The 24,837-nt window shown below is 52.0% G+C and carries 32 protein-coding genes; 2 read left to right on the plus strand and 30 right to left on the minus strand.

What is annotated here, in order from left to right; translation table 11 throughout:
- Nucleotides 1-87 precede the first annotated feature (87 nt).
- The 6 genes from NST26_RS19050 to NST26_RS19075 form a co-directional block, all read right to left on the minus strand.
- Nucleotides 88-2,847, minus strand: coding sequence for a hypothetical protein (locus tag NST26_RS19050; protein ID WP_340979627.1), 2,760 nt, complete (start codon nucleotides 2,845-2,847; stop codon nucleotides 88-90).
- A gap of 65 nt (nucleotides 2,848-2,912) precedes the next feature.
- Nucleotides 2,913-3,377, minus strand: a complete 465-nt coding sequence (locus NST26_RS19055) for a hypothetical protein (RefSeq protein WP_340979628.1) — start codon at nucleotides 3,375-3,377, stop codon at nucleotides 2,913-2,915.
- A 141-nt stretch (nucleotides 3,378-3,518) separates the two neighbouring features.
- The gene (locus NST26_RS19060) at nucleotides 3,519-4,331 is read right to left on the minus strand and encodes a hypothetical protein (protein WP_340979629.1); all 813 of its coding nucleotides are present in this window, start codon (nucleotides 4,329-4,331) and stop codon (nucleotides 3,519-3,521) included.
- 214 nt (nucleotides 4,332-4,545) lie between these two features.
- Complete coding sequence (locus NST26_RS19065; RefSeq protein WP_340979630.1) at nucleotides 4,546-5,115, minus strand: hypothetical protein; 570 nt, start codon at nucleotides 5,113-5,115, stop codon at nucleotides 4,546-4,548.
- The gene (locus tag NST26_RS19070) at nucleotides 5,112-5,264 is read right to left on the minus strand and encodes a hypothetical protein (protein ID WP_340979631.1); all 153 of its coding nucleotides are present in this window, start codon (nucleotides 5,262-5,264) and stop codon (nucleotides 5,112-5,114) included. The genes NST26_RS19065 and NST26_RS19070 overlap by 4 nt, the downstream gene beginning before the upstream one ends.
- Nucleotides 5,265-5,471: 207 nt before the next feature.
- A complete protein-coding gene (locus NST26_RS19075) occupies nucleotides 5,472-6,047 on the minus strand; it encodes a hypothetical protein (protein ID WP_340979632.1) in 576 nt (191 codons plus the stop codon).
- A 118-nt stretch (nucleotides 6,048-6,165) separates the two neighbouring features.
- On the opposite strand from NST26_RS19075, the gene NST26_RS34060 reads away from it, so the two are divergent.
- Nucleotides 6,166-6,393, plus strand: coding sequence for a helix-turn-helix domain-containing protein (locus NST26_RS34060; protein ID WP_445323329.1), 228 nt, complete (start codon nucleotides 6,166-6,168; stop codon nucleotides 6,391-6,393).
- A 46-nt stretch (nucleotides 6,394-6,439) separates the two neighbouring features.
- Here the strand turns inward: NST26_RS34060 and NST26_RS19080 are convergent, their stop codons facing one another.
- Complete coding sequence (locus NST26_RS19080; RefSeq protein WP_340979633.1) at nucleotides 6,440-7,408, minus strand: toprim domain-containing protein; 969 nt, start codon at nucleotides 7,406-7,408, stop codon at nucleotides 6,440-6,442.
- A gap of 127 nt (nucleotides 7,409-7,535) precedes the next feature.
- Here NST26_RS19080 and NST26_RS19085 point away from each other — a divergent pair, with 127 nt between their 5' ends.
- Complete coding sequence (locus tag NST26_RS19085) at nucleotides 7,536-7,748, plus strand: helix-turn-helix domain-containing protein (RefSeq protein ID WP_340979634.1); 213 nt, start codon at nucleotides 7,536-7,538, stop codon at nucleotides 7,746-7,748.
- Here the strand turns inward: NST26_RS19085 and NST26_RS19090 are convergent.
- The 23 genes from NST26_RS19090 to trhA form a co-directional block, all read right to left on the minus strand.
- On the minus strand, nucleotides 7,745-8,266 hold the full coding sequence (locus tag NST26_RS19090) for a helix-turn-helix domain-containing protein (protein ID WP_340979635.1): 522 nt from the start codon (nucleotides 8,264-8,266) through the stop codon (nucleotides 7,745-7,747). The two genes, NST26_RS19085 and NST26_RS19090, sit on opposite strands and share 4 nt — an antisense overlap.
- Nucleotides 8,267-8,395: 129 nt before the next feature.
- The gene (locus tag NST26_RS19095; protein WP_340979636.1) at nucleotides 8,396-9,757 is read right to left on the minus strand and encodes a DnaB-like helicase C-terminal domain-containing protein; all 1,362 of its coding nucleotides are present in this window, start codon (nucleotides 9,755-9,757) and stop codon (nucleotides 8,396-8,398) included.
- 218 nt (nucleotides 9,758-9,975) lie between these two features.
- Nucleotides 9,976-10,749 (minus strand): DNA replication protein, encoded by a 774-nt coding sequence (locus tag NST26_RS19100; protein ID WP_340979637.1) that lies wholly within the window; start codon nucleotides 10,747-10,749, stop codon nucleotides 9,976-9,978.
- A 135-nt stretch (nucleotides 10,750-10,884) separates the two neighbouring features.
- Entirely contained in the window at nucleotides 10,885-11,121 is a 237-nt protein-coding gene (locus NST26_RS19105; RefSeq protein ID WP_340979638.1) for a DUF3850 domain-containing protein, read from the minus strand.
- Nucleotides 11,122-11,264: 143 nt separating this feature from the next.
- Nucleotides 11,265-11,672, minus strand: a complete 408-nt coding sequence (locus NST26_RS19110; RefSeq protein WP_340979639.1) for a hypothetical protein — start codon at nucleotides 11,670-11,672, stop codon at nucleotides 11,265-11,267.
- A gap of 148 nt (nucleotides 11,673-11,820) precedes the next feature.
- Nucleotides 11,821-12,264 (minus strand): hypothetical protein, encoded by a 444-nt coding sequence (locus tag NST26_RS19115; protein WP_340979640.1) that lies wholly within the window; start codon nucleotides 12,262-12,264, stop codon nucleotides 11,821-11,823.
- Between the two features lie 459 nt (nucleotides 12,265-12,723).
- Nucleotides 12,724-13,044 carry a hypothetical protein gene (locus NST26_RS19120; RefSeq protein ID WP_340979641.1) on the minus strand — a complete coding sequence of 107 codons (321 nt, stop codon included), beginning with the start codon at nucleotides 13,042-13,044 and terminating at the stop codon, nucleotides 12,724-12,726.
- Nucleotides 13,031-13,252: a hypothetical protein gene (locus NST26_RS19125; RefSeq protein ID WP_340979642.1), complete on the minus strand. Its 222-nt coding sequence runs from the start codon at nucleotides 13,250-13,252 to the stop codon at nucleotides 13,031-13,033. Before NST26_RS19125 ends, NST26_RS19120 begins: the two co-directional genes overlap by 14 nt.
- Nucleotides 13,239-13,658 (minus strand): BC1872 family protein, encoded by a 420-nt coding sequence (locus tag NST26_RS34065; protein ID WP_445323330.1) that lies wholly within the window; start codon nucleotides 13,656-13,658, stop codon nucleotides 13,239-13,241. Before NST26_RS34065 ends, NST26_RS19125 begins: the two co-directional genes overlap by 14 nt.
- The gene (locus NST26_RS19130; RefSeq protein WP_340979643.1) at nucleotides 13,658-14,569 is read right to left on the minus strand and encodes a hypothetical protein; all 912 of its coding nucleotides are present in this window, start codon (nucleotides 14,567-14,569) and stop codon (nucleotides 13,658-13,660) included. Before NST26_RS19130 ends, NST26_RS34065 begins: the two co-directional genes overlap by 1 nt.
- A gap of 88 nt (nucleotides 14,570-14,657) precedes the next feature.
- Entirely contained in the window at nucleotides 14,658-15,074 is a 417-nt protein-coding gene (locus NST26_RS19135) for a hypothetical protein (RefSeq protein WP_340979644.1), read from the minus strand.
- Nucleotides 15,067-15,471: a hypothetical protein gene (locus tag NST26_RS19140; protein WP_340979645.1), complete on the minus strand. Its 405-nt coding sequence runs from the start codon at nucleotides 15,469-15,471 to the stop codon at nucleotides 15,067-15,069. The genes NST26_RS19135 and NST26_RS19140 overlap by 8 nt, the downstream gene beginning before the upstream one ends.
- The gene (locus NST26_RS19145; protein ID WP_340979646.1) at nucleotides 15,471-15,623 is read right to left on the minus strand and encodes a hypothetical protein; all 153 of its coding nucleotides are present in this window, start codon (nucleotides 15,621-15,623) and stop codon (nucleotides 15,471-15,473) included. The genes NST26_RS19140 and NST26_RS19145 overlap by 1 nt, the downstream gene beginning before the upstream one ends.
- 52 nt (nucleotides 15,624-15,675) lie before the next feature.
- The gene (locus tag NST26_RS19150) at nucleotides 15,676-16,311 is read right to left on the minus strand and encodes a sigma-70 family RNA polymerase sigma factor (protein WP_340979647.1); all 636 of its coding nucleotides are present in this window, start codon (nucleotides 16,309-16,311) and stop codon (nucleotides 15,676-15,678) included.
- On the minus strand, nucleotides 16,308-16,973 hold the full coding sequence (locus NST26_RS19155; protein WP_340979648.1) for a sigma-70 family RNA polymerase sigma factor: 666 nt from the start codon (nucleotides 16,971-16,973) through the stop codon (nucleotides 16,308-16,310). Before NST26_RS19155 ends, NST26_RS19150 begins: the two co-directional genes overlap by 4 nt.
- 750 nt (nucleotides 16,974-17,723) lie before the next feature.
- A complete protein-coding gene (locus NST26_RS19160; RefSeq protein WP_340979649.1) occupies nucleotides 17,724-18,761 on the minus strand; it encodes a tyrosine-type recombinase/integrase in 1,038 nt (345 codons plus the stop codon).
- A gap of 1,130 nt (nucleotides 18,762-19,891) precedes the next feature.
- Complete coding sequence (gene trmD / locus NST26_RS19165; protein WP_339257520.1) at nucleotides 19,892-20,680, minus strand: tRNA (guanosine(37)-N1)-methyltransferase TrmD; 789 nt, start codon at nucleotides 20,678-20,680, stop codon at nucleotides 19,892-19,894.
- A complete protein-coding gene (gene rimM / locus NST26_RS19170) occupies nucleotides 20,680-21,204 on the minus strand; it encodes a ribosome maturation factor RimM (protein ID WP_036733560.1) in 525 nt (174 codons plus the stop codon). Before rimM ends, trmD begins: the two co-directional genes overlap by 1 nt.
- Before the next feature lie 104 nt (nucleotides 21,205-21,308).
- Nucleotides 21,309-21,539 carry a KH domain-containing protein gene (locus NST26_RS19175; RefSeq protein WP_020432321.1) on the minus strand — a complete coding sequence of 77 codons (231 nt, stop codon included), beginning with the start codon at nucleotides 21,537-21,539 and terminating at the stop codon, nucleotides 21,309-21,311.
- Nucleotides 21,540-21,561: 22 nt separating this feature from the next.
- A complete protein-coding gene (gene rpsP / locus NST26_RS19180) occupies nucleotides 21,562-21,834 on the minus strand; it encodes a 30S ribosomal protein S16 (protein ID WP_036701203.1) in 273 nt (90 codons plus the stop codon).
- Nucleotides 21,835-22,166: 332 nt separating this feature from the next.
- Nucleotides 22,167-23,558, minus strand: coding sequence for a signal recognition particle protein (gene ffh, locus NST26_RS19185; RefSeq protein ID WP_036701200.1), 1,392 nt, complete (start codon nucleotides 23,556-23,558; stop codon nucleotides 22,167-22,169).
- A gap of 21 nt (nucleotides 23,559-23,579) precedes the next feature.
- Nucleotides 23,580-23,936 (minus strand): putative DNA-binding protein, encoded by a 357-nt coding sequence (locus tag NST26_RS19190; RefSeq protein WP_339249066.1) that lies wholly within the window; start codon nucleotides 23,934-23,936, stop codon nucleotides 23,580-23,582.
- Nucleotides 23,937-24,106: 170 nt separating this feature from the next.
- Nucleotides 24,107-24,754 (minus strand): PAQR family membrane homeostasis protein TrhA, encoded by a 648-nt coding sequence (trhA, locus tag NST26_RS19195; protein WP_036733553.1) that lies wholly within the window; start codon nucleotides 24,752-24,754, stop codon nucleotides 24,107-24,109.
- Between the last annotated feature and the right edge of the window lie 83 nt (nucleotides 24,755-24,837).

Below are 24,837 nucleotides of genomic sequence, written 5' to 3' on the forward strand. Positions count from 1 at the left end.
CTTCCGGCGCTTCGGCTACGGTTGGACTGCGTAAGTTAAGCGTTAATTTAACGTCTATATCCGCTCACTCCTTTCGTAGTCTGCGCGCTAGGCCGCCGCTTGCTCCGTGTCGAAGCGCTGCTCGACCGGTACGATGAGCGTAACTTCTGCGTTGTTCATGGCGGAGTATCCAGATGGAAATACGCTGACTCCAATAATTCCGGTGCCTACGTCCTGCACCGTTCCCATTTCGGGCTTAAGCGAGTGCATTCCGGTTCCCTTTACGACATCCCCACGCTTAAACGCGCCGACCTTGCGTCCGATTGCGGCCCATTTTGCGGTTTCCTGCGCTTCCTTCGCGCTGGCGGCGATATCCTCTGCGGACAGCTTAACGAGTTGTTCCGGCAGCGCGTATCCGCTCAAACCAGCATCCTTAATTTTGATTTTCTTCGAGTCCCAACTCGTAGTTTTAGGATTATCGACGGTGTAAATTTCGCCGTCCTTGAACCCGTGAAGTCCGGATTTGCCCGCGCCGCTAATCAGCCGCACCTTATCGTCCTTTACGAACGCATCGCGCGGGTCCTCTTGTTGTGTAAGCTTCGTCAACTCGCCCGGTTTGCCGTTCCAGCGATTTTGTTTCGGAAATTTGACACGTACCTTATCGGAAAGAACATCGATAACTTCGCCAACATCTCCGTTTTTCACTTCACCCCATCCGTAATGCGGAGATTTTCCGTCGGCAACCGTAAGCTTAACGGTGTCGCCCACGCTAAACGCAGGTTCCGGAGTTTTCGGTGCAACCGCTGCGTTATATTCCGCCTCCGTAATCTGGCGCAGGGCGTCCGCGTTGCAGAATCCGAAGTCGCCATCAGGGTACGTAACTTTAAGCGCGCGCAGACGACTCTCTGTCGTAGTTTCAACGCGTACGAAGGCGTTAGGCGTTCTGCGCGGCGTTGGGCTGGCGGTTTCCTCAGTAGCGTTCACAATCTGCGCGAATCCTCCGTCAGTGAAAGGACCGACTGCGATTTTGCGTTGAGCGGCCGCTACTTCTTCCGGAGTGGCCTGTGTAAATCTGTACGTAAACATCGCATACTCGCGGCCGTCTAATGTTTCAGCTCGGAGCAGCTTCTCATCCCAGTTGGCGTATCCGGATACTTTTACGATATCGCCGAGTTTAGCGCGGACGCTTCCGGAAGCGTCGATTACTTTAGCGAAATCACCGACTTTCAGGCGTTTTGCTGCGAGGAACTCCGCTTCGGTTGCGGGCTCAACGTCGTGCTTTCCGAGCCAATTTCCGGTTTCTCCGTCTTCCTTCTCCGCTCTATACGGAGCGCTTGAATTATCGTCCGTAACGATTTTGACTACGGTGCCGAGTACGTAATTATGGCCGGAGTCATCTCCGACAACCTTCGCGTAATCCCCGACGGTCAACCGCTTAGGCTTCTTCTGCGCCTCAAACGCGCCTTCATCCGCAGGCTCGACGTCATTCGTTACGAGCCAGTTGCCACGTGATCCGTCCGCCTTTTCCGCGTGAAACCGTTGGCCTTCGCTGCTATCGCGGTTCTCTACGTCAACCAGCCGTACTACGCTACCGACATCGTAATTGTGATGCACGGAGTTGCCCGTAACCTTAACGTAATCCCCGGCGGCATATTTCAGCGGCGTAGGCGCAGTCTCAGCGGAAGAGATAGGTACGAGTACGAGGTAATCAGCGGTAGCCATATAAGGGGCGCTTTTACCGGAACCCTTACGTTGCGGCCCGTGTGACCCGCGCGGCCATTCCTCGATGATTTCCGTCACCTCTCCGATACTATATCCGTGGCTGTTACCGCTCATCGTATTCGCAACGACAAGGACGAGTTCGCCGACGTTTGCTACGCGGGATTCCTTGCGATATGTGATACCGTTGTGGACGTAAGTGTCAGCGGTCGGCGTGACCGGTTCGAGGACGACGTACTCATCATGGCGGATATAAATACCGATACCTTCACCGCGTACGGAGTGACCGTCTGAATGTATAACTACGATCTCATCGCCGTTTTGATAACGGGGCGGCATTCCAGCATAACCGGCTGCGATGATCTTAATCCGTTCACCGACGTCGGCCTTACGTTTCACCTCTACGTATTCCGACGCTGTGATAGGTTCAAGAACGGCGTATTCGCTCAGACTTACGAGTTTACGGCTGCGTCCTCCTAGTGTTACACGCACATCACCGTCGCCGTCTGTATCGTTAACGATAAATTCCGCGCCTTGTTCGTAGCTGTGCTCATGCCGATCACGGTTAACGATACGGATACGCTCGCCCTTCTCCGCCCAGCGCTTAACTTCGCGGTACTCAACGGCAGGCAGCGTAGGAGCTGGCGCGCTTTCTTCCGTTACCTTTTCGTACACGTCGAACGGATCACCTGCGGTATCATATGAGTCCCCGTCATCGTCCGAGACTTGCGCATCTCCGTGAGAATCAACGTCATGAACGAGATACGCCTTTCCTGACGTAATGTAGCTGTACGGAGCCTCCGGGAACACTACGACATCACCTTCGCGGGCCGAACGGTCGACTTTACGGTAGGTGTCGCCGCCAAACGTGATTGAATCGGACGGAGCTGCGGGGGTTACTGGCGCGAACGTCTCGTAGCGATCACGGTACTCAAGGAATACACACCGCTCGTCTCCGTCATCGTCTCTGAACGCAGGGTCACCGTCTCCATCGGCATATACAGCGTAGAATGCGCCTTCCGTGATATCCTCGCGGGCATACAGCGCCTTAACGATATCGCCCGCCTGCGCCTTACGGTCAACTTTACGGTAAGCCTGTCCGTTAACCATTACGTCTACAGCCGGGATTGTTACGTTCAATTTCACCATTTATTTGCGTCTCCTTCGTTGGGGCTGCCGCTCGCACGGCCTCCGCCCCGGATCGTGCATTTACGTTAGGCTGCGGACAGCAACTCCGTTTCAACTCCGCTCAAGACCGCTACTGCTTCCGCATAGACATCACGGTTCAGCGCGAGGGACAACTCAACCCAGCGCTCAGATGCGCGGGCCTCCGCACACCAGTACTCCGTGAGGCAGCGGTTTTCAAACATGAACACGCGTGGGACTTCGCCGGCGACCGCCCATACGCCAATAATGTAATCAGCGTCGGCCAGGTCGTACGTGGTTCCGTTGCCTTTCTTCGCGTAGACGACGAGGTCACCGCCGCGATCCCTGCGTTGGCGTACGGTCTTGACTTGAATCCGCGCATAATCGCCACTTACCGGGTCTTGCGCGAGGATATCGTACGCTTCGTCCGTCTCCGCTTGGTGCACGGTCCATCCGTTAGCCAGTAACGCGAGCCGGGCCGCGAGCTCCGAATACTTACCGGTGATTTCCGAAATATGTGCCGTTGTGACCACGTCCTCTCTCGTTGTTATTGCGGCCGTCGCCGCCAGCCAGCGCAGTTATCACGCGGACCGGAGGTTTATTACCGTTGTTACCCGAATAGAATAGCGGTGATGTTAGCGTCTGCGGCCGTTCGAGACACGCTACCGCCCCGATCAAAACGGAAGTTCCTCATCCGTAATGTCGACGGGACCGTCGGTATCTGCAGGCGGAGACTGTACCGCTGCTCCCGCTGCAGGTTGCGCGGCTGCTCCGATAGACAAGCCGATCCGCCCGATATCGAAGCCGGCGATTACGAGGTTTTTCGTCTGCTCCTCGTCATCAGCTACGTACAAGCACGTTTCAAACGATGCCATATCGAACGGAGTTTCGCCAAGTTTTGCGAAGTTTGCGCGTTCTTCGTCCGTCAGGTCGCGCTCCATTTTAACGATGGCGTTTAGCGATACTGCTGCGCCCTGGCCGGAACCTTTCTTCGCGAGCTTAAACGCGATAACGTCGAGATCGTCGATATTCTCCTCGATGACCGCTTTAATGATCTTCTCTTGATTCGGAGATAGATCGACAACGATATCCTTACCGGTTGTCAAGTCGTGGAATGCACGTAGATAACGTGGCTTTCCTTTAAACAGGTACGCCTCGTCCTTAATCGGCTTAACGTCTGCATCGCTTGCGCCTCCGTCTTGCGCAGCTTTGGCGTCAGCGTACAGCAACTCGGATGCCTTATCCCATACGGACGGGTTGCTCTGAACGTAGCCCTTCGCGTTACGAACCGGAGGATTTTCCGGTACGAACGTGTTAACTTTACCGAACATGCCATAACCGTAGTACATCGCTACGTCATTTCGGGACTTGACGCCGACTTTGTACGTGCTGCCTGACTTAAATGAGGTAATCGGACTTTCCTTTGCGCCTCCTTCGTTGTTACCAGCATCCGCTGCCTCTGCGCCTACCTTAGCAAACATGCTCATTCGATCACGTTCCTCTGCGTTTAATGTACGGATAAGCTCCGCCAGGCCCGGACTATTTCCTACGTCCGCAACACGGCACTAACGTTCCCTCAAGCATCGGTATCACAACGGACGGTTGAAATGACCACGCCGCTACCGCCGTCCCATCCGCGTAATTAACGTTAATACCGCGTTGCTGGCGTAGGATATACGCTCAGCTTCCTTTAAAATGCGCTCAGACGTAGGCTACAACGCCCTTCATCAAATTCGTTTTCTCGCGCTGGATATCGAGCAACTCCCGCGACAACTTCGCACACTCCGCGTCAATTAGCCCAATACGCGCGGTCATTTCGGCAACTATGCGCTCGGATTCCGACTTCGCCCGGCGGAGGTCGAGCTGCGCACGCTCTACGGAAAGCTCCGCCTTGCGGACGTTAATACGCTTCGTTTCGCGCTTCTCTTTCCGTTCCGCTGCGTTGACCGCCCGCTGAATAATACGGTCAATCGGATTACGGAGCGCTTCTGGCGCTTGATGGCGCGGATATAACGTCAGGACCGTTTGTTCCGTCGGCGCTACGATAAAGGCCGTACGCTGGAAGGCGAACATTCGCGCTGGCCGTCCGTCCTCGTCTACGACATGCTCCGAGATGAGCGTTGCTTTGCGCAGCATATCCATTACGTGCATAGGCGCTTTGCTGCGGTCGACTCCGAAGTACTCAACGGCGCGGTCGCAAGCGTGAGGCGTAACGAAGATTTTACCGATAAAGTGCGTCCCAGCCTGCGGATCAATTGCGGCGGCTATCATGCAATCACGCGTCCTTTCAATACGTCAGGCATCGTGATGTAATCCGCCGCGTCTTCGTATTCTTCGTTCGAACCGTTATACTGGCGATCGATATTGCGATTGGCAGGCGTACTTTTATGTGATGATTCCGTGTTAATTTTACGTTGCATGGCGCGTTCCTCCGTTGTTTGTAGATGGCCGTAGTTAAATAAGCGTTGACAACCGCAAATTTTTTGCGTAATATTGAAAACGTAGAGTTTGAAAAAGGAAATATTAGGTTAATCTATACATAAGAGTTTAAGACTAATGGTTTGACTGCTGTGATATACTTAATAGTGGAACGGACTTTCTGCCCGATTGCCCGTTCCGCAAATACGTTAGATTGCGTCAGCCAACGCAGTTTGACATGCGTTTCTGAATCTTCCGATAAACTTCCGATGCGATTCCGATTTACCTCCGTAGATTTGCGCCAACAAGTCTGCGGTACTGGAATCGTTAAAGTAGGGGTCTAGCCAGGAGTTCAGGATCGCCAATTTTCTCGGGTCACCGGCCGCCAAGCCGGTGATTTTTTCGTTTTTCAGGAGTTCCGCATCGACGATCGCCAAATCGTCTTTTATGTCGTAGTCGTGCTCCTCAATCTCGCGATTAATGGAGAGGACTTGTGCACCCTGCGTCACTCCAATGTGTCTCTTTTGCCATCGCCGCAGTCGTTCGTATAGTTTGCTTATTACCAGAGGCTCGAAGTTGCCACACTCCGGCTTGTAAATCCGCACTGCCTCCTCGATCCGTTTGAACATATCCTCTTCAAACTTCTGTTGACTCCGCACCATATTCCGGTTTGATTCGGAAAGCCTGTGAATGGTTTTTTGGAAGTGTGCTTTTACCTCCCACATCGCATTTACAGAACCGGCGCGAGCTTCAATAGCAAGACTATTCAGTTGTTCCTTATTCACCTATAACTTCACTCCTTTCGTTTGCCTTACAATTACATACGGACAGTGATTTTGAATCCTGGGACATTATGCTAAAATTAAATTTGGAAAGATAATCACATATTTCTCGGAGGCATTTATGGCTTACAAAGTCACTAAATGCCTACTAGGTGTGCTGCTTAAAGAAGCAAAGATGTCCAAGGCTGAATTATCGAGAATAACGGGAATCAGCGAAGGACAGATTTACGACTACATCGCTAATCGCACCGGAGTCATGGGCCTAGAGAACGCGCGAAATATTGCCGATTCCTTACGTCTAAGCTCCCCGTATGATTTGTACGATTGGGATTCGTCGTCACACGAGTAGGCGCGTGAAGAGTTCAACACTCTTCCGTAGCCAAACACTCGTATATTTACGAGGGTTGACGTAGATTAAACGATGTCCGAAATGAACTTATCCGTTTTGCCGCCTCGCACGCCTTCCGTGTAGCTTCGATACCTGCCGCGTTTAGATCCTTGCGGCCGTCCGGTATCTCTAAGTTAAATAGACGCACATATCCACGCATTTTCCTTTCGATCTGCCAACGCAGTTTTTCGCCGGCCTCGTCGTTGTCAGCCGCCAGCAGCAAATCCTCGATCGGACTCCGCCGCAGCAATTCCGCCTTTTCCTCGGTAAACTCGCTGCCCCCTACCCCCAGGCCGAACGTTCCAGCCGTAGCCGCCGTCATTGCGTCGATCTCAGCCTCTGTAATGACTGCGCGTTTGATACGCCGCTTATACGCGATATCAATCCCGTAAATCATCGACCGGACCGGCTGGCCGCCCCGTTCGTACCAAAACGCCTTTCCCCACGTTGCACGGAATTTCACGTTCATGACGCTTCCACTCGGACCGCCCCACGGCATTACGACCGCATTCTTCGCGGGATTAAATCCGCATCTATACAGCCGCTGAATCACCGGTGATATCCCGCGCCCTGTTAGATATGGTATCGACTCGGATGTTATGTACGGTGAGATATCGATCGGTTTGCGGCTGATGAACGGTTTCGGCTCGCGAAGCTTAATCCGCAGCTCCGGCGGCGCGCTCTCATCTACTTCATAGTACAGAAAGGCGAACGCTTCATACTCCGTTATGTTACGGAGGAATGCGTATAACTTAACGGGACTGCCGCGCGCCCATGACGGATCGCGAGCTCCTGAATCGACCCAGCAGCCAAACGCTTCCTCGTCCGGGTCAATAACGACGGAGAACGACGGCGTATTATCTTGGCGCGCCCCGAATGGCGACGAGGCGTTAAGGCGGCCGCGTGCGTACGTGATGTTACGCCAGGGATAGCGTTCGATAGCGTCGAGTAGCGCTGCGTAATTAATTACGTTCATATAATCACCTCCGTATGGTAAAATGAGTAGCGTAACACGCTGGATAGCGTTACCAGTCAATGATACACGTCAAAATTTGACGCGTCAATACATACGTGATAATATGGACAAGGAGAGTACATAAAATATGAATGTTTTAGGTCAGCGCATTAAGCAATTACGTGAGGAGCGCAAGGTTACTCAGCGCGAACTACGTGACCTACTCGAATACAAAGAGACACGGTCTATTCAGCGGATTGAATCCGGTGAGACTTTGGTAGATCATGAAAAACTTATAAAACTCGCGGACTTTTTCGAGGTATCGGCTGATTTTCTACTAGGCAGGACCGATACTCATTAACCCTGCGGTGCGTCAGGCTTACGCGCATGCCTTCTCACAGTGAGATCATGCGCGGCCACCATTTCCAGCACTAATTTTTCAATTACCGGCCTCGGAGCCTCGGGCCATTGCTCCCGAACCACCTCCCATATTTTAGCAACAAACTCCTCTCGGCCAAAAGCGTACCCTTCTAAATCACTGAGGTAGTCCGGCTTATTAACTGGTGTGTACCCTGGTTCGTATGTGGCTGCGGTCTCTCTCACCGCTAAATCACCCAAAAACGCAGGAATGTATCTAGCGGCATCATTAACAGAGTCCTTACTGAGCTTCCCCGCTAAAGCAAACAAGCGGTCTTTATCTACATTAAGTGCATAGGCGATTCTCTCCAGCGTCTCATCATTGGGGCTTTTTGCGCTTCCGTTTTCAATCTTACTTAACTGAGATGGACTTATTTGCGCCTTTTCTGCCATAGCCCTAAGAGACAGTCCAAGCTCTTTTCTATTTCGACTAATGAATGGACCGAGTACGTTTCCTAACATGGTAAATCCCCCTATAAAACTATTAAGATGTTTATAGGGATATGATAGGGGAAATTGTTTCCAATGTCAACACAAATCATTTCCTATAGAGAAACATAAGTGTTTCCTTTAGAGAAACATTAGGAAGTACTAAAACCCGCTCACAAACTGCGCAGCCTCCTCCGCTAAATCCGTCTCCTGCACGATGCCCCAATTCGGAAGGTAAACGATTTCAACGCGCGTATCCTCGCCGCCATTACGTCCCTTCCCGAGCTCGATAACGCCACGCCCTTCGTGGGCCAACGTATCAATCCCGAAGATATTGGCGGCATCCTCAAGAATCGCCTTCGACTTCTTAAGCTCCGCACGTTTCGGCGGCTTCAACTCGCGTACTCCGTCTTCGCCCTTTTCTGACGCATCCTCTTCCGCCTGCGTTACGAGGTGAATAACGGTCTTCGTCTGCCCGGCCAAGCGTTTCAACTTAACGGAGGTCGCCGCTACATCTCCGCCGGCCACACGCGAGGTATTCGCTTCGTAGTCCATTAAATAAATCGGATCGACTACGACAACGTCCGCCTCAGTTTCGCGGATGTCTGCCTCAAGTTGCGCAATCCCACGCTCGATGAATCCTTCGCTATCGGACGCCCGGAGTATTATACGGCCGGGGATCGCGTCGTTAAGTGTCTGCAGGAACGTCTCAAGTTGCGCCTCGAACTCCGCACCTAACCGCCCCATAAGCAGCGCTTTATTCTCGAATCCCGCCTCGTAGTCAAATCCGTCAATGTTGGCGTTAAACGCGCCGGACCTTGCGCTGATAGACGAGTATGCCCGCGCCGTCCACTCGAACTCCGACATCTCCAGCGCCCACACGAGTACGGTAGCGCCTTGAAACGCAGGCTCGATCGCGCCATCCTCCATTACAAGGACGGATTTACCACGGCCAGACCGCGCATACCACGCGTAGGTATTGCCGGAAAAGTAGCCGCCAATCTGTTCGTTGATCGAACGGAATTTGCTGCGCCAGATACGGAAGGAGGTTCCGGCTTTACGTGCACGGTACTCCGCGAGAAACTTGTCCGTTTCTCCGCCAATATCTGTAAGTGTTCGTATTTCTGTTCGTGTTTTCATTTTAATCTGTTCTAAACGCTTAGTCAATGACGTTACGAACTCTTCGGTCGTCTTTTCGTCAAATTCCGCTTGCATTCGCGGATCACTGAGTAACTCCGCTGTCGCCCGTTTGCCGGCCGCGTCCTTAACCTCGCGCGCTAGATACTCGAAGCTATCCGTCACGCCCGGAATATAAGCGCACACATCATCGGGGAACCGCGCTACGAACGTCGCAAGGCTCGGCGCTGCCCCTGCGTTTTCCGCCGCATACTTAACGATAAAATCGTGGGCCTGGCGTTCGCCCTCCGTCGCGTAGTCTGACCGCGAGAGGCTGAGACGCGTTAACGCCAGGACATCGCCGGTGTCGACGATTTTTGAAAGTAACTGCTGTCCGTGCGCTGCCATACCTTACACCTCCTATTTTACAGCCCGCACATGTATTCGACAAAACCGCATATTCGGGCAGTTTTATTTTGCAGGTCTGGTTTTGTTTAGCAATCATTGGACGGCATTAGGATATTTATGTCTTATGCGATATGACGAACCATCGGATACTGTATCGCATTTTGTCGATTGTTGTTAAGCGATTTAACTATCTCCCGTTATCTTACCGTAGCTACTATTTACGCCGTTTTACGAAGCCCCCGCTTACTCTCGCCAATGAACGATATCTCTACGCACTGCTCCCGGATGCGGTCCGCTAACCTCGCGTCGAACACTTGCGCCAGTTCCGCGAGCATTACGTTACTCGTATAAACGGTCGGCAGCCCGTTAGCGACGCGATGATTGACTACGCTGTGCAGGTCGGCGCGAAATGCTTCGCTGGCGCTACGTACGCCGATGTCGTCGAGAACCGCGAATGGGGCGGATTTCGTGCGCTGCTCCATTGCGTAGTATTCGGCGGCCAGCGGCTCGGCGGTTTCAGTCGGCACATGAGCGCGGTTAAATCCGAGGAATAGCGTCTGCCATGCGTTCACGTCAAGGAAATACGCCGGTCGTTCCAGCGGTTGCCCGTTCCGTTGGAGCGATCCGATATAATGGCGTATTATCCATTCGTGTATTAGCGCAGCGGCCGTCGTAGTCTTGCCGGTGCCTGGCGATTCGCTATATAGATACAGCGATTTTATCCGTCCATTCGCCGCAGCGTCACCGAATTGCCGCGCGAAAGTCTGCGCATACGGCTCCGCTAGTTTGTACGCTGCTTCCTGGCCCGCGCGTGCCGGCGAATTGGCGAGCGTTACGCCGCTGTAGTCCGCTGGCACATTCGCTGCGCCTACGCGTCCGCCGAGTCCGTTGTACCCGTGGCAAGCGATGAACGACGGACAGCGCGTGTTGCATTTGCTGGAGTCGGCGAGCGTGCAAGATTCCGAGAGTATGCAGTTTTTAGCGTGGCTCAATTGCGTTTCCTCCTTTTGTAGCCATAATATATCATCTAGCTTCGAATATCGCATTGTTCATATTCCGTCATTTTACCCACGAGTGGTCTAGACCAGTTTTGGATAAACCAGCCTTTTACTCCTGTTTCCTTTCATTTACGCAATTCCTAATATTACGTAGCCTTCTTTTACGTAATCAGTATCGTCTAGTATATATGTTATAGTGCGGATAGCTGTCCGTTCGCCGTATGATTGTGCTTCCGGATCATATTCGTTAAGTGCAAGTTCATCGCCTACGTTATAGTCGCGGTCATTCTTACGGACCTCGAACGGCTTGCGGCGTTCCCATACCGCTTCAAAATGTGGCTGTACAAGCTTCAATCCGTGGACCATCACGCGTCCTCCTTATGCGCTAATATTAGCGAAGTGTCGTAATTCTGTAAAATCCGGATATTGACGATTACGCGTGGGCATGCAACAGTTGAGGTACACGCTGCAACTTCCGATTTCGCCCGTTTTCAACGTCTTGCGGTAAATTACAAAAACTCCGCAATCTCCTCCGCTGTCATCCCGCCGTTAACCTCACGCTGCTCCTCCCGTTCCTTACGCTTCCCTTCCGCCAGCACTTGCGCCATGATGCGCGGCAGCATATACGTTATTAAAAACCCCGCCGTTAACTGCGGATACTGCGTTGTTACGCGATGTTCTGCGAAGGCACGTTCGATCGTTTCACGCAGCGCCTCCGCACCGTACAACGTGAGCGCACGTTTGATTACGCCCTGCTCGTAGCGATAACCGCCCGCCGCAGGAATGTAAACGTCAATACCGTAGCGCTCGCGGTTGAGGTCGATAATCTGCGTCATAACGGTTAACGTGTTCCAATCGGCCGCCGGGAGATTACGCCAGTCCTTGCGCTGCTCGCCGGTGATCTTTACCTTTGCCACAATCATACCCTCTTTCTGATAGAAGTTACCAATTAGAGATTTTGAGAATAGCCGAGTATTTGTGAGATAAACCCTGTGTCGGTCTAGACCGATTGTGCATTTTTTGGAGCTATTTTGAGTTTTACAGTTTTGTCTATTTTAAATATAGTCATTCATCCGCAATCGCCTCCGCAAGAACTCGACTTAACTTAGCGCGAATAATACCAGGCGGGTACGTCATGGCGGCCGCGATGCCTACACGGAGATACGTGACCTCCTGACGTAGTCCGAAGCAATGTGCTCCTGCGGATAATGCGCGATCTCTTAGCGTAATAATTGCTTGCTCCTGATCTGACAGCAGCATTTGAAGACGATTGACTTCCGACTCAGCGCTAATCGCTCGTTCGATCGCGTGAGGCCAAGCGACCGGTGCCTCCTCGAAGAACTGCGTCGCTGCGTCTGATAGACTTGACGCTGTGTAGCCGCCTCCTTCATCGTAATACACTTCCGGAACCGCTGTGCATAATGCTAGGTCAGCGTGTAAATCACGTTGTGTTTCCGCAACGCTCTCGATTGAATCGCGCGCAGGATTTCCTCCGTACCCTTTATCCATTCTGCTAAGCACCTCCGATTATATAAGGACATTTTTAACACCGCAAATCGAGCGCGTCCAAATAACGCCAATTTTCACCTTGTCAAAAATGGTAATTGTTAACTGAAACATCGTTTAGTTTTGATGTTCTTAGTCTGGCGAAACTAGATTCGCAACTGCTAATGTGTAGTAAATCTAATAAAGCAGCAGTAAAATTCCCAGCTTCGCCAACGACACAAACACCCATTTTCTCCGTTTTTCTCTTTAATTCTTACGATTTCATTTTCGCCCTCCCTTCGTATAATGTTCGATGATATCCGCTACACTATCGAATCTGACTGACTCCAATCTCAAACCTCCTAAGTGCTACTTTACACGAAATATAAAGCAGTGGCCGACACCTTTTCCACATTATTTCTTCAATATTTCGTCATTATTTTAGCGTCTATACTTTAAAGCGATAAAATATTAGAGGCCGGTTCATACGTCCAGCCTCCTGTCCCACGCGTTGAACGTATTGTACGAAGCCTCACGCATCATATCGACATGCTTGCGTTTCTCCAGGCGTTCAACCTGCCGCTTTACTAGCGCAATTACGTCGGTTACCTCGGCTTCCCAATAAGTGGCGTCAGCAACGCAAATGCGTTTTACACGCTTCTTTCCGAATAGACCACGGCAAGCCTGACGCTCATACAGTTTGAAGTGAAGCGCGAAGCCTCCGAAGGCTCCGTATTCACGTCTGACCTCCGCTTCATACTCGTTGCCGCTTGGCGCGGTTACGGGAAATTTACGCAGCTCCATCAGGGTTCACCTCCGTTATTTTAACGTTGAAATACTTGCGGAAATGTGCGAAATCCTCTTCGCGGTAAGTACGCTTCGTTTCGCAGATAGGACACGCTATAACGAAGAAAACGTAACGTGTGTAGCCTATCGTCTTTACGAACGTATCGTCGAACCGCCACTCATGCGTGCAGCAGTGCGGAGACGGCTTGCGCTTAAACGGCCACATCAGCGGACACCTCCGTTAACTCAACGATTAGAGCCGCGAGACACAGCGCGTCGGGGAACGTTGACTCCTGCGTGATTACACGTACGCTTCCGTCAAGCCCGTTTATACGCACTCCGTAAACGGTCGGATCGCCAGGAATGCGCGCCGTCTCAATGTAGGGATAGCGTTCGTACACCGTCCAGGCTGCGGTAATGTCCGTCGAATAGCGTGGGAGGAACGACGGTATGCCGTCCGGTCCCCATATCGCAGCACAGCCGCGTAAGGGATCACCGATGGGCGGATTAAACCACCGTGCTCCGTCAATACGCGCGTCCCAAAACCAATCGAACACTACCTCCGCAATCCACGCGTCACGTTCCCGCGCAGACAACCCCGCCCACTTTGCTGTAATCTCATCGCGTGTCATTACGCCACACCTTCCGCTACGTCTACGATTCCCTCCCCGCGACAATGGCGGCAGACCTCTCGTTTACCGTCTTCCATGCGAGATAGAAACGAGGTAATGTACGCTTCGAGATTCGCCTGCAGCTCTGCGTAATCCTTACCACGTATCGTCTGTGTCAATTCCTTGCCCGCTGGCGGCTGGCTGTATTCCGGGCCGTATACGGAGATTATAGTAACCTCTTTCCAGCGCTTCTGGACCGTCTCGGTCTTGAGCTTACGCGACCGCGCCGTTGGGTAGTAGGAGCGTGTAGTCGTTTCGTGATATGGAATTATTATCCGCTCATTGACACTCATCGTCTGGATATTCTCGTATCCATTCATAACGTACTTACCGTCGCTCTTATCTACGTGCTCCTTCACGCGATCCCATAACAGTTTGAACACGACTTTGCCTGGAACATAGCACGGATATTTGTGCTGCGTTTCTCTGAATCGCGCGATATTATTCGGAAACTCAATCGTTACATAGCTCGGTATCGTCACCGGAGAGCAATTGCGGTCAATAATCTCGAACTCCACCGCCTCCAAATACGCCGCCGGCTCGCTATAAACGGCGTGGTAAAACTCTGCGTTCTCTCCGCATAAATCCCCATCGTCATCTCGCGTAAACGCGTCGGCCGCCATTTCGTGCGGTAATTGCGTAATCTCCTTATACCGTTCGTACAGCGTATAGCCAACGCGATGGCCCGGAGTAGTCCTCTTGACTTCGATAGACGTTACCGTTCCGTCAACGATCGCGTAGTTCTTGTCGCCAGGCGCAGGGACCGCAGACTCTCCGTTAATAACGTAGCTCGATCCGAATCCGCTGTATGACGAAAGTTTAACGTAGGACATTCCGTCCTTTTCCATTACGATGATTTTATTGCCGCTCATTTGATCCGCTCCCTTATCGTTATATTAACGTTGCGCATTTACGCAAGCACCGTTAATTCGGCTGTCTTTCAGCGGGAAATAGACGTTTTTAACGCTGCCCTTCCGCTAATACTCCACCCGTCTCTACTCCGCTTTTTGCCCGCCTCTTCCCCACGACTTCAACGGTAACGTCCGGCCACGTATTGACCGCAGAGATCATCGCCGTTGTTATCCGCTGTGTTTCCGCCTGCAGAATCGCCATGAACTCCGCTAAGCTCGCCGTGTCTGCGCTGACCGCCGCTTTGAACCGTACGTAATCGAGTGCTGCACGCAGACCATCCGTATTCACCGGATAATAGGCCGCGTCGTCCCATACCTCGCGCTTAGCTGGCGTGGGCTCACCTTCGACCGTTTTATATCCGGGTGCCTGCGTCGGGTCTACGATGCGGCGGCGCTTGATAACGAAGTTCTGAGCGCTGGCGTCCGATTGAATTGCGTAATCTGGCGTGAGTTGTGCGTTAAACATATGCGTGTTCCTCCGTTTCTTTTACGTCATTGACTCCGGGGATTACGATGCCTAGCGTAGTCAAGGCGGTCACCACGCCTTCGCACCAGCCGTCCGAATAGTCCTCGAAGGCATCGTCATAGTGATGCGCGTACATTTGACGCAGACTCCCGTAAGCCCTCTCGCGCTTCTCTTCCTCCGTCAGCTCGCGTTCGTAGCCGTTTACCAGCGCAGCCAGCAACGTGTCGAACGGGATCTGCCGTAATACCTGCGTGGATACTGGGACCCCTCCGCCACCTGTGCGCATCGCCAGTTCGCAGATATAAGCATTATCTCTTACGGGTATACCGGTAGTTCCTGAGCGCAGGGTTTCGAGCGCGTCCGCCACTTCACGCGGAATTGTTACTTTCGTAGTCATCACGCGTTCACTCCTTCGATTTTGATATCAAGCGCCTCAAGCACGTACTCAACTGCGTCACAGCAGCCGCGATAGTATGCGTCCCATTCTATGTTACGCGCAGTCCGGTGGTAGTCGCGTATCCGCTCGTGTACGTCCTCTTCATCTTCCATTTGCGTTCACTCCTTCGTAATTATATAGAAAATGCGCTGCCTCTCCCGCACCTCACGCGCAACTTTCTTCGTAGGCCTGCCAGCGCTTCCGTATCAACGTAACGCTACTATGCAGAGCCTGCTTGCTTACGGACATCTCACGCGCGATATCCGCCATACGCTGGCCTCCTAGCAACGCGCCCACAATTCGCTGCTGACTCGATTTTAGCTGCACGACGAACTCATCAACGTACAACTCCGACGTATCATCGCGCCGCCCTCCATCGGTCCAGTCCGCGAGCTCCGCAGACCCGCGTGACCTAACGGCGGCCAACGCTTTACTTGCGGCCTTAACGGTGACGGCGTAGGTCTCCGCAACCACTTCCGGCGGTGCAGCCTCCAGGCCATCGCTCATAATGCGGCGAGCGAGCGGATACACGCGGTTAGGAATGCGTCCTGGACCGGAGTTCTTGCGGAAATACGCGGCAATCTGCGCGCGGATACAGAACGTCGCGTATGTGGAGAACGCAATGTTCGCGTCAGAATAGCGGTCATATGCGGTAATGAGGCCGACCATACCCTCGCCGGCTGCGTCATCGCGTACACGGCGGTCGTAGCGGTTGGTGATTGCGTAGACGAGTGGAACGTTCGCGGTAATAAAGTCCGCGCGGGATAGCGGTCCTAGTAACGGGTTGTCAACGTGATTCATGCTGCGGGCTCCCCTCTGTAATAGCGTTCGTAATCGGCGCGGACACGGAGCACGAAGCCCCGGACGGCCTGACGTGATGTTCCGAGGGATCGCGCGACCTCAGCCTGCGTGTCGCCAGCGGTCAACATGCGAATAATGCGCTGCTGCTTCGGTCTTAATCGCGTGATAAACTCCTCCGTGATGAGTCCGGTATAATCATCCGAACAGCCCCGCGTATCAAACTCCGGCAGTGCGTCCGTATACTTGATGCGCTGACAGCGTAGTGCCTGGCGTGCTCTTTTGGCGGAGATGCCGAGTTCAGACGCAACGACCTCCTCGCGCTCATCCGCCAAGCCTGCGCGGTGAATCCGCTTAAGCAGCGGCACCAACCATTCCGGGACGCGAACGCCGGTTAGGGGCCGCCGGGACAGCGCATTAGCGATCTCACCGTAAATGTGCTGGTATGCGAAGGAGCCGAACGGGATAGTAGCGTCAGCGTAGCGGTCATAGGCGTGGATAAGGCCGATCACTCCGTCGTTAAACGCGTCGTCGCGGGGCGTACGTGTGGCGACGAGCTGGCCGCGATAATGGCGATTAATTACCGCATCGATTAGCGGCAGGTTAGCGGTAATGTAGTCGGCGCGTGATAGCGGACCGAGTAGCGGATTGTCTGCGTGAAACATGCGTAATACCTCCGATGGTTTAAATATTGATAGTTTACGTGTGAAAACGGGCAAAAACGGCAGGGGGCGGAGATTGCGGAAAAAGTGGCGCTCTTGACTCTACGCGATTTGGTAGTATTCTTTTAAAGATTTTAAAGACTTTAAGACCTTAAAAGCTTATAACTCACTTATTCACTTCGTTCATAAGTTCGTTACGGACCGGATAAGTGCGTTCCGATCCGAATTAACAAAGAATCGCGCGTGTTAAGCCTTGTATTACACATATTTAACTGCGCGCGGTGTTAAACTTAAAGATAAAACCGGTACCGATGCGCCCGGCCTGCGAGCTGCACCGTTGTCTCCGCCTCGCCTGCGTCGTTTTGCCGTAGAATCGACGTTGAATTAGGTGTTTGAATAGCGTGAGGGTAGATTTATCCCTCCCGGAGATTTAACGCGCTAATTTCACGGCGATTTAACGGTGATGCGTAAGGAGACGGAAAATGCGTGATGCGGCGTAAGGGCTTCGTTTGGTTAGCGAAAGTCAAAACGTTAAACCGGTTGGGATATTGATAGTTTACCGCTATTGACTACGCGACGGTTATGGTGAGCCTCGCTGTCTTACATCTTCATACGGACAGTGATCCGGCAATTTGGGACATCAGCGCGGACATCTTACGTTAATATAGAAGGGCCGCGCGGACTCCCGCACCGTTAGCGGAAAATAAAAAACGCCAGCCCTACGGAAGTTAATCCGTGAGGCTGGCGTATGTATTACCGTTTGGTCTTGCGTGATTTCTGGAGACCGCTTATAACGTTGTTCATTGGCGTAAACTTATCGTGCTTCTCTTTAATCGACTGCTTAGATAGATGCGTGTACTTCGATACCATCCGTAGGTCACTATGTCCCATAATCTCCGCGAGATACGCTTCGGTCCCGCCGTTCTCTAAAAACATCGTCGCGGAAGTGTGGCGGAATAAGTGCGGATGCACCCGTATCCGTATGCCAGCGGCCTCTGCGTACTTTTTCAACCGATCACGAAACCGATCATCCGTTAAATCTCCGCCGTAGTTCGTACAGAATATGCGGTCAGTTTCAAATTCTACGCACTCCTTGCGTAATTCCACAATCAGCCGCGCGGTTCTCTTCTGTATCGGAATCGTCCGCCCGCGCCGGGACTTCGCAATCTGCTCGTTGATATAAATTGACCCGTGCGTGAGGTCTACGTCGTCAACTCTCAGCGTCAGTACTTCGTTGATACGCGCGAATGAGTCAATTAACACATTCATTATTACGTAGTCTCTGAATCCGACGTATGTGCGCTGGTCCGGCTCGGCGAGTAGGCGTTTCAGGTCATCCGTAGTCATTATCCGTAGCTCTGCCTCCGGCTCCTTAACCTTCCGTATCTTCGCCGCAGGAGAATACGGTATATGCCCCTCGTCCTCAAGAAACGTAAACATCGTACGCAGTTTACCAAATTTCGTATTGACCGTTACCGGCGATAGCCCCAGCGTCATATTACGCTCATTCTTGTGTGGATGCCCGTCCCACTTCCGCTTTGAGTGAAGCATCCACGCGATAAATGACCGCAATGTGTCCGGAGTAACTGCCGTAAAAGTCAGCTCAAGACCGTGTTCCGTCATAAATTCGCACAAGTACCGGAAGCTCTCGCGATACATCTCCAGCGTTCGGGGCGCACGGCCCTCCGCTATCTTCGCGTGGTAAAATACATCAAAAAGCTCGCTTAAAGCCTTGTCTCCGCCAATATCGTTCCTTACATTCTTATACCGCTTACCTGTCCGATTATCCACGTCAAAAAAGCGCCCCTCTCCGTATTGACTACGTTGACTGGACGCTGCACTTATCGTATGATTAACCGCGAACCTATGCGCTTGTCAGCGTATGGTCCACCGGTCGTCGAACGTTGACACTACGGGATTTCCATCGTTTGGAACAACGAGAACATACGTTCGTGACCCCAAGGGTGCGCGCTACCAGGCTGCGCTATACCCCGACATTGCAAATAAATCCATTACTTCATACTTACGTTTGCCGCATCCCTACGATTAACATACGTTAATCTAATGCATAATATGCCGGTAAGCGGTTACTTACTGTTATACTATAAATATACCTCACTAGTTCAGCAGTTTCAAATAGAGTTCAGTATTTTTATTGAGTTCAATATTTTTTCTCATCTCATTAAAATTTAATGGATTTTCCGTAAAGGCTGTGCTATACTCTTGGCACAAGGAAAGGAGGTGCGTTCACATCAAGCATGACATGCTGAACGTATCCCTTACCCGGACCAACGGCTGAATGATTAAGTCTTGGTGGCGCGGGATACGGATCAAAGTTACAAACTAGCGCCTCGGGTAGAGAGACCGTCTTCGGACGGTCTTTTTTTGTTTGCCCGCCCTCTTCGCACCCGGCAAACAAATAACCGCCGAAGCCAGCGAACCTGGGGTTCGTCTGTCTTCAGCGGCTATTTGTGGAATTTGCTGTATTACTGAGCCTATTGAACCTGCTTCCAGGTCTAATTCATTTCTTCGATTATAAGATTACGATTTACGATTCTTATAAAAATCAATAATATCACTTACCGTGCGGAGCGGCTCCGCCTCCTTGTGGACAGTGTCCACGGCTGGCTTGAATGATTCATGCGTATTCGTAGTCACTTCAGTCATTCCTTTCGATAATTAAGCTAGCTGCGTCTATAGCTGCATGTCTACTTGCGGCACCTCTATTCATTACCCTAGAAAAAGGGTATTGACGCACATCTGCTCGTATTTATTTCGCTGGCAAAACTTCTTCTATGCGTATCCGTTCTAGTTCGTAATTCCCGTTCCCGGTTCTCAGAACACAGCAAAAAACGCCTCCCTTACGTAATATACGTTAGAAAGACGCCAGCTATGACTCTATTTAAGCCCAATTTTATCATTTATTTCTGCTCCAGGCTTGCCTGCTCCTGCAGCCGTTTCAGCGTCTGCTTGTCCTTCGCTGTCAGCTCAGCGGTCTCCAGCAGATCCGGTCTGCGTTCGAGGGTACGCTGCAGCGCCTGCTCACGCCGCCATACCTCGATATTGGCATGATGTCCGCTGAGCAGCATGTCCGGCACCTTCCAGCCCCGGAACTCTGCCGGGCGGGTATAATGCGGGTACTCCAGCAGCCCGGTGCTGAAGGAGTCGGAGATTGCAGAGGTCTCATTGCCCAGTGCCCCCGGCTGCAGCCGCACTACCGAATCAATGACGGTCAAGGCCGGGAGCTCACCGCCGGTCAGCACATAGTCGCCAATCGACAGCTCGTCCGTCACCAGATGCTCACGGATTCGCTCGTCATAGCCCTCATAATGACCGCAGATGAAGATCAGATGCTGCTCCTGTGCCAGCTCTTCGGCGATCTGCTGATTATACGTCCGGCCCTGGGGGCACATCAGAATAATACGCGGCTTCACCGCCTCTGTATTGCCGTGTTCCCCTTGCTCTCCTCCAGCGCTACTCTGAGCCAGCACATGCTCCACCGCTGCGAAGATAGGGTCAGGCTTCAGCACCATGCCTCCTCCTCCGCCGTAAGGTGTATCATCCACGCTGTTATGCTTGTTGCCCGAGAAGTCGCGGAAGTTCACTGTGTTCAGTGAAGCAATGCCTTTCTCACGGGCCTTACCGAGAATGCTGGTGCCGAAGACGCCTTCACACATATCAGGGAACAGCGTCAGCACGTCGATACGGATCATGGGAGCAGCCCTTCCATAAGGTGCACAGTGATTTTTTTGGCTGTAATATCGACGTCCAGCACTACATCGTTAATAACCGGAATCAGAATATCCTGGCCCTTCTTCGGCTTCACTACCCAGACATCATTGGCCCCGGGCTGCAGAATCTCTGTAATCGTCCCCAGCGGCTGGCTGGCATCTTCATCCGTGTAAACCTCGCAGCCTACAATCTGGTGGAAATAATACTCGTTCTCCGGCAACTCAACCAGATTATCACTAGGCACCTTGAGCAGGCTGCCTTTGTATTTCTCGATCTCATTAATGTTCGTATACCCCTTAAGCTTGGCGATATACATCCCTTTGTGCTCTCTCGCCGATTCGATCGTAACCTCGAATTTCGGGCTTCCGTCTGCGGGAATCAGCAGCAGCTTGTTGCCGGGTGCGAAACGCACTTCCGGGAAATCGGTATGCGACAGGATTTTGATCTCCCCGCGAATGCCGTGCGTGTTCACCAGCCTGCCTACGGTTAACTCTTCTGTCATGTGTTCATCTCCTTCACGTTGATTGCGTACAGTCTATAAATTCTTATATTTTCAACAAAAAGGAGCCGGGATATACTATCCCTAGCCCCTCCTTGTGCGCATCCTTAAGATAAAATATCCACGGTAACGCGTTTATCACTTTTGACTGCTGCAGATGTGACTACGGTACGAAGCGCTTTGGCGATCCGCCCCTGCTTGCCGATGACCTTACCGACATCATCAGGATGCACGGAGAGCTCATAGACAATCAGGTGATCCTTCTCCACGGTCCGTACGGCCACATCCTCCGGATGATCCACTAAAGCCTTAGCAATAACACCAACTAATTCTTCCATAGAGGACCCTCGCAATCAGTCATTATTTCTGAAGCTTTGACTCATGGAACTTCTTCATCACGCCAGCTTTGGAAAGCAGGTTGCGGACGGTATCAGATGCTTGTGCACCTGTCTGAAGCCATTTAAGAGCCTTCTCTTCGTCAATCTTAACGACTGCCGGTACTTCGATCGGATTATAATAACCGATTTCCTCGATAAAACGGCCGTCACGAGGAGACCGGGAATCGGAAACCACTACACGGTAGAAAGGCGCTTTATGTGCTCCCATTCTTTTCAAACGAATACGTACTGCCACGAAATTCACCTCCTTAAAAGAATATCGTTATCGATCCCTCCCAAACCCTCCCTTCCCGAAGGGAGGGCCCCAAGGGCTCTGCCCTCTGGACACCCGCTAAGTGCAACTAGCGTAGGCGTTCAGACTGGCGGGACTTGGGTGAGTTCGGGGAAAGACCGCTTTTCCTCCCTGCGGGATACGCTTAACTGGCGGCGTTCCCTGGTAACGAGGGGAAAAGATTAAACATTAAGATCACAAGATCAAGGTCAAAAGACTACTCGATCTTCTGATGTTGTACTATATCAGATCTATAGAAAGGCGAAAGATCTAGGTCAAAAGATTAAAGATTAAGGTCAACGGAACGGGAACTTCATTCCGCCTTTACCGGCAAGGCCCTTGAGCTGCTTCATGGCGTTCTTCTTGCCGCCCTTACCGCCTCCGCCGCCCATCATACCAGAGAACTGCTTCATCATCTTGCGCATTTCATCGAATTGCTTGATGAGCCGGTTCACCTCAGCGACGTTGGTACCGCTGCCTGCTGCAATACGCTTGCGGCGGTTGTGGTTGATAATCTCAGGCTGGGCTTTCTCGGCCTTGGTCATGGAATGAACAATGGCTTCAACGCGGCCCATCTGCTTATCGTCCACCTTCAGGTCCTTCATGCCCTTGGCCTTGTTCATGCCGGGCAGCATATCAAGAATCTGGTCGATCGGGCCAAGCTTCTTCACTTGATCCATCTGCTCCAGGAAATCATCGAACGTGAATTCTGCATTACGCATCTTACGTTCCATTTCCTTGGCTTTCTCGGTATCGATATTGGCCTGAGCCTTCTCGATCAGCGACAGCATGTCGCCCATGCCGAGTATCCGCGAAGCCATCCGCTCCGGATGGAAAGGCTCCAGCGCATCGATCTTCTCGCCGAGAGCGGCGAATTTGATCGGGCAGCCGGTGACCGCCTTGACGGATAATGCAGCACCACCACGGGTGTCGCCGTCAAGCTTCGTAAGCACTACGCCGGTAAGCTCCAGCTGCTTGTTGAAGCTGTCCGCCACATTCACGGCATCCTGACCGGTCATCGCATCGACTACCAGAAGCACTTCATCCGGAGTTACAACGTTATGGATCTGCTTCAGCTCTTCCATCAGCTCTTCATCAATATGCAGGCGGCCTGCCGTATCAATAATCACATAATCCAGGTTATTGTCCTTCGCATGCTGAACACCTTGTCTGGCAATCTCTACCGGACTCGTCTGATCACCCAGCGAGAAGACAGGAACCTTAATCTGTTCTCCTAGCACCTGCAGCTGCTTGATCGCAGCCGGACGGTAGATGTCGGCGGCTACGAGCAGCGGGCGGTGGTTGCCCTTCTGCAGCAGCTTCGCCAGCTTACCGGAAGTGGTCGTCTTCCCTGCGCCCTGCAGACCCGTCATCATGATGACCGTCGGCGGCTTGTTCGACTTAGCCAGCTTCGCCTGGCTTCCGCCCATCAGCTCCGTCAGTTCCTTGTTAACAATATCGATGATGACCATGCCTGGCGTGAAGCTGTCCATCACTTCCGTACCAACAGACTTCTCTTTCACCTTGGACACGAAGTCCTTGACGACCTTGAAGTTAACATCGGCTTCCAGAAGGGCCAGCCGCACTTCACGCATCGCTTCGTTTACGTCATCTTCGGATACTTTCCCTTTGCCGCGCAGTTTGCTGAACACATTCTGCAATCTTCCGGTTAATCCTTCAAATGCCATAGGCGGCTCGCTCCCTTCTTCCTACTCTAACCTCTGCAGCCGGTCCATGAGTTCCATGAATTGCTGCTTATATTGCTCCGGCAGCATTCCACTGTCAGGGAATCTGCGCAGTTCTTCTAAGTACTTATTGCGGTCTTCATGCTTGGATAGGAGTCCAAGCTTCTCTTCATAATTCTCAAGCACTTGCTCCGCCCGCTTGATATGCTCGTACACAGCCTGGCGGCTAATTTCAAATTCCGCTGCGATCTCCCCCAGGGAGAAATCATCATGGAAATAATATTTGAGAAACGTCTGTTGCTTGTCAGTAAGCAGCCGTTCATAGAAAGCAAATAACAGGTTGATCCGGTTGGTTTTCTCGAGCCTATTCTCCTGACTCATCAAGGGCACTCCCTTCGTCAAGGAAAAACACTTTACAGCTTCACAACGTCCCTTATGATACCGAAAACAAAGAAAGATGTCAAGTCTTTTTACTTGTCATCTTTTTCTTTGCCCAAAACCGGCATTCCCGCCTTGAAATCCTGCACCAGTACGGCACTATGCCTCCCGCATTAATGAATAGGGAGAATGTATAACAATACAACGAAGAAGTGCAGAACGGTTCCCGCAAGCACGAATAAATGCCAGATCGCATGATGGTACGGGAAGCCGCGCCATACATAAAACACGGTGCCCAGAGTGTACAGCAGTCCGCCAATCATCAGCAGAGTCATCCCGCCGCTGGCGACGGCCTGGGACAAAGGGCTCCAGGCGATTACGATCATCCAGCCCATCGCAATGTAGAAGACGGTGGACATGAACAGGAATTTTTTGACGAAAAAAGCCTTAAAAAAAACACCGAATACCGCCACTCCCCAAGCGATACCGAATAACGTCCAGCCCAGCGGTCCGCGGATCGCCACCAGCATAAACGGGGTGTACGTTCCGGCAATGAATAAGTAGATCGAAGCGTGGTCAAGGAATTCAAAGAAGTCCTTCGCCTTGCCGTCTCTGAGACTATGCACCATCGTTGAATTAAAATACAGGATCAGCATAGTAGCGCCGTAAATGGAGAAACTGACTACATGCCAGGCTGTGCCGTTCTGAACAGCATATACGATCAGCAGAACCAGCGCAGCAATACTTAATAGAGCGCCGATCCCGTGTGTAACCGCATTTGCTACTTCTTCCTTGCGGCTGTAAGTGTGAGTATTTGCCATACCACGATTCCTTCCGTTTGCGGTTTCCTTCTATTATAGCCATTTCTCCGAAGTCCTTCCAGCTTACGGACGCCTCAGGGCAG

This window comes from Paenibacillus sp. FSL R7-0128 (assembly GCF_038002245.1).
GTDB lineage: Bacteria > Bacillota > Bacilli > Paenibacillales > Paenibacillaceae > Paenibacillus_AQ > Paenibacillus_AQ silagei.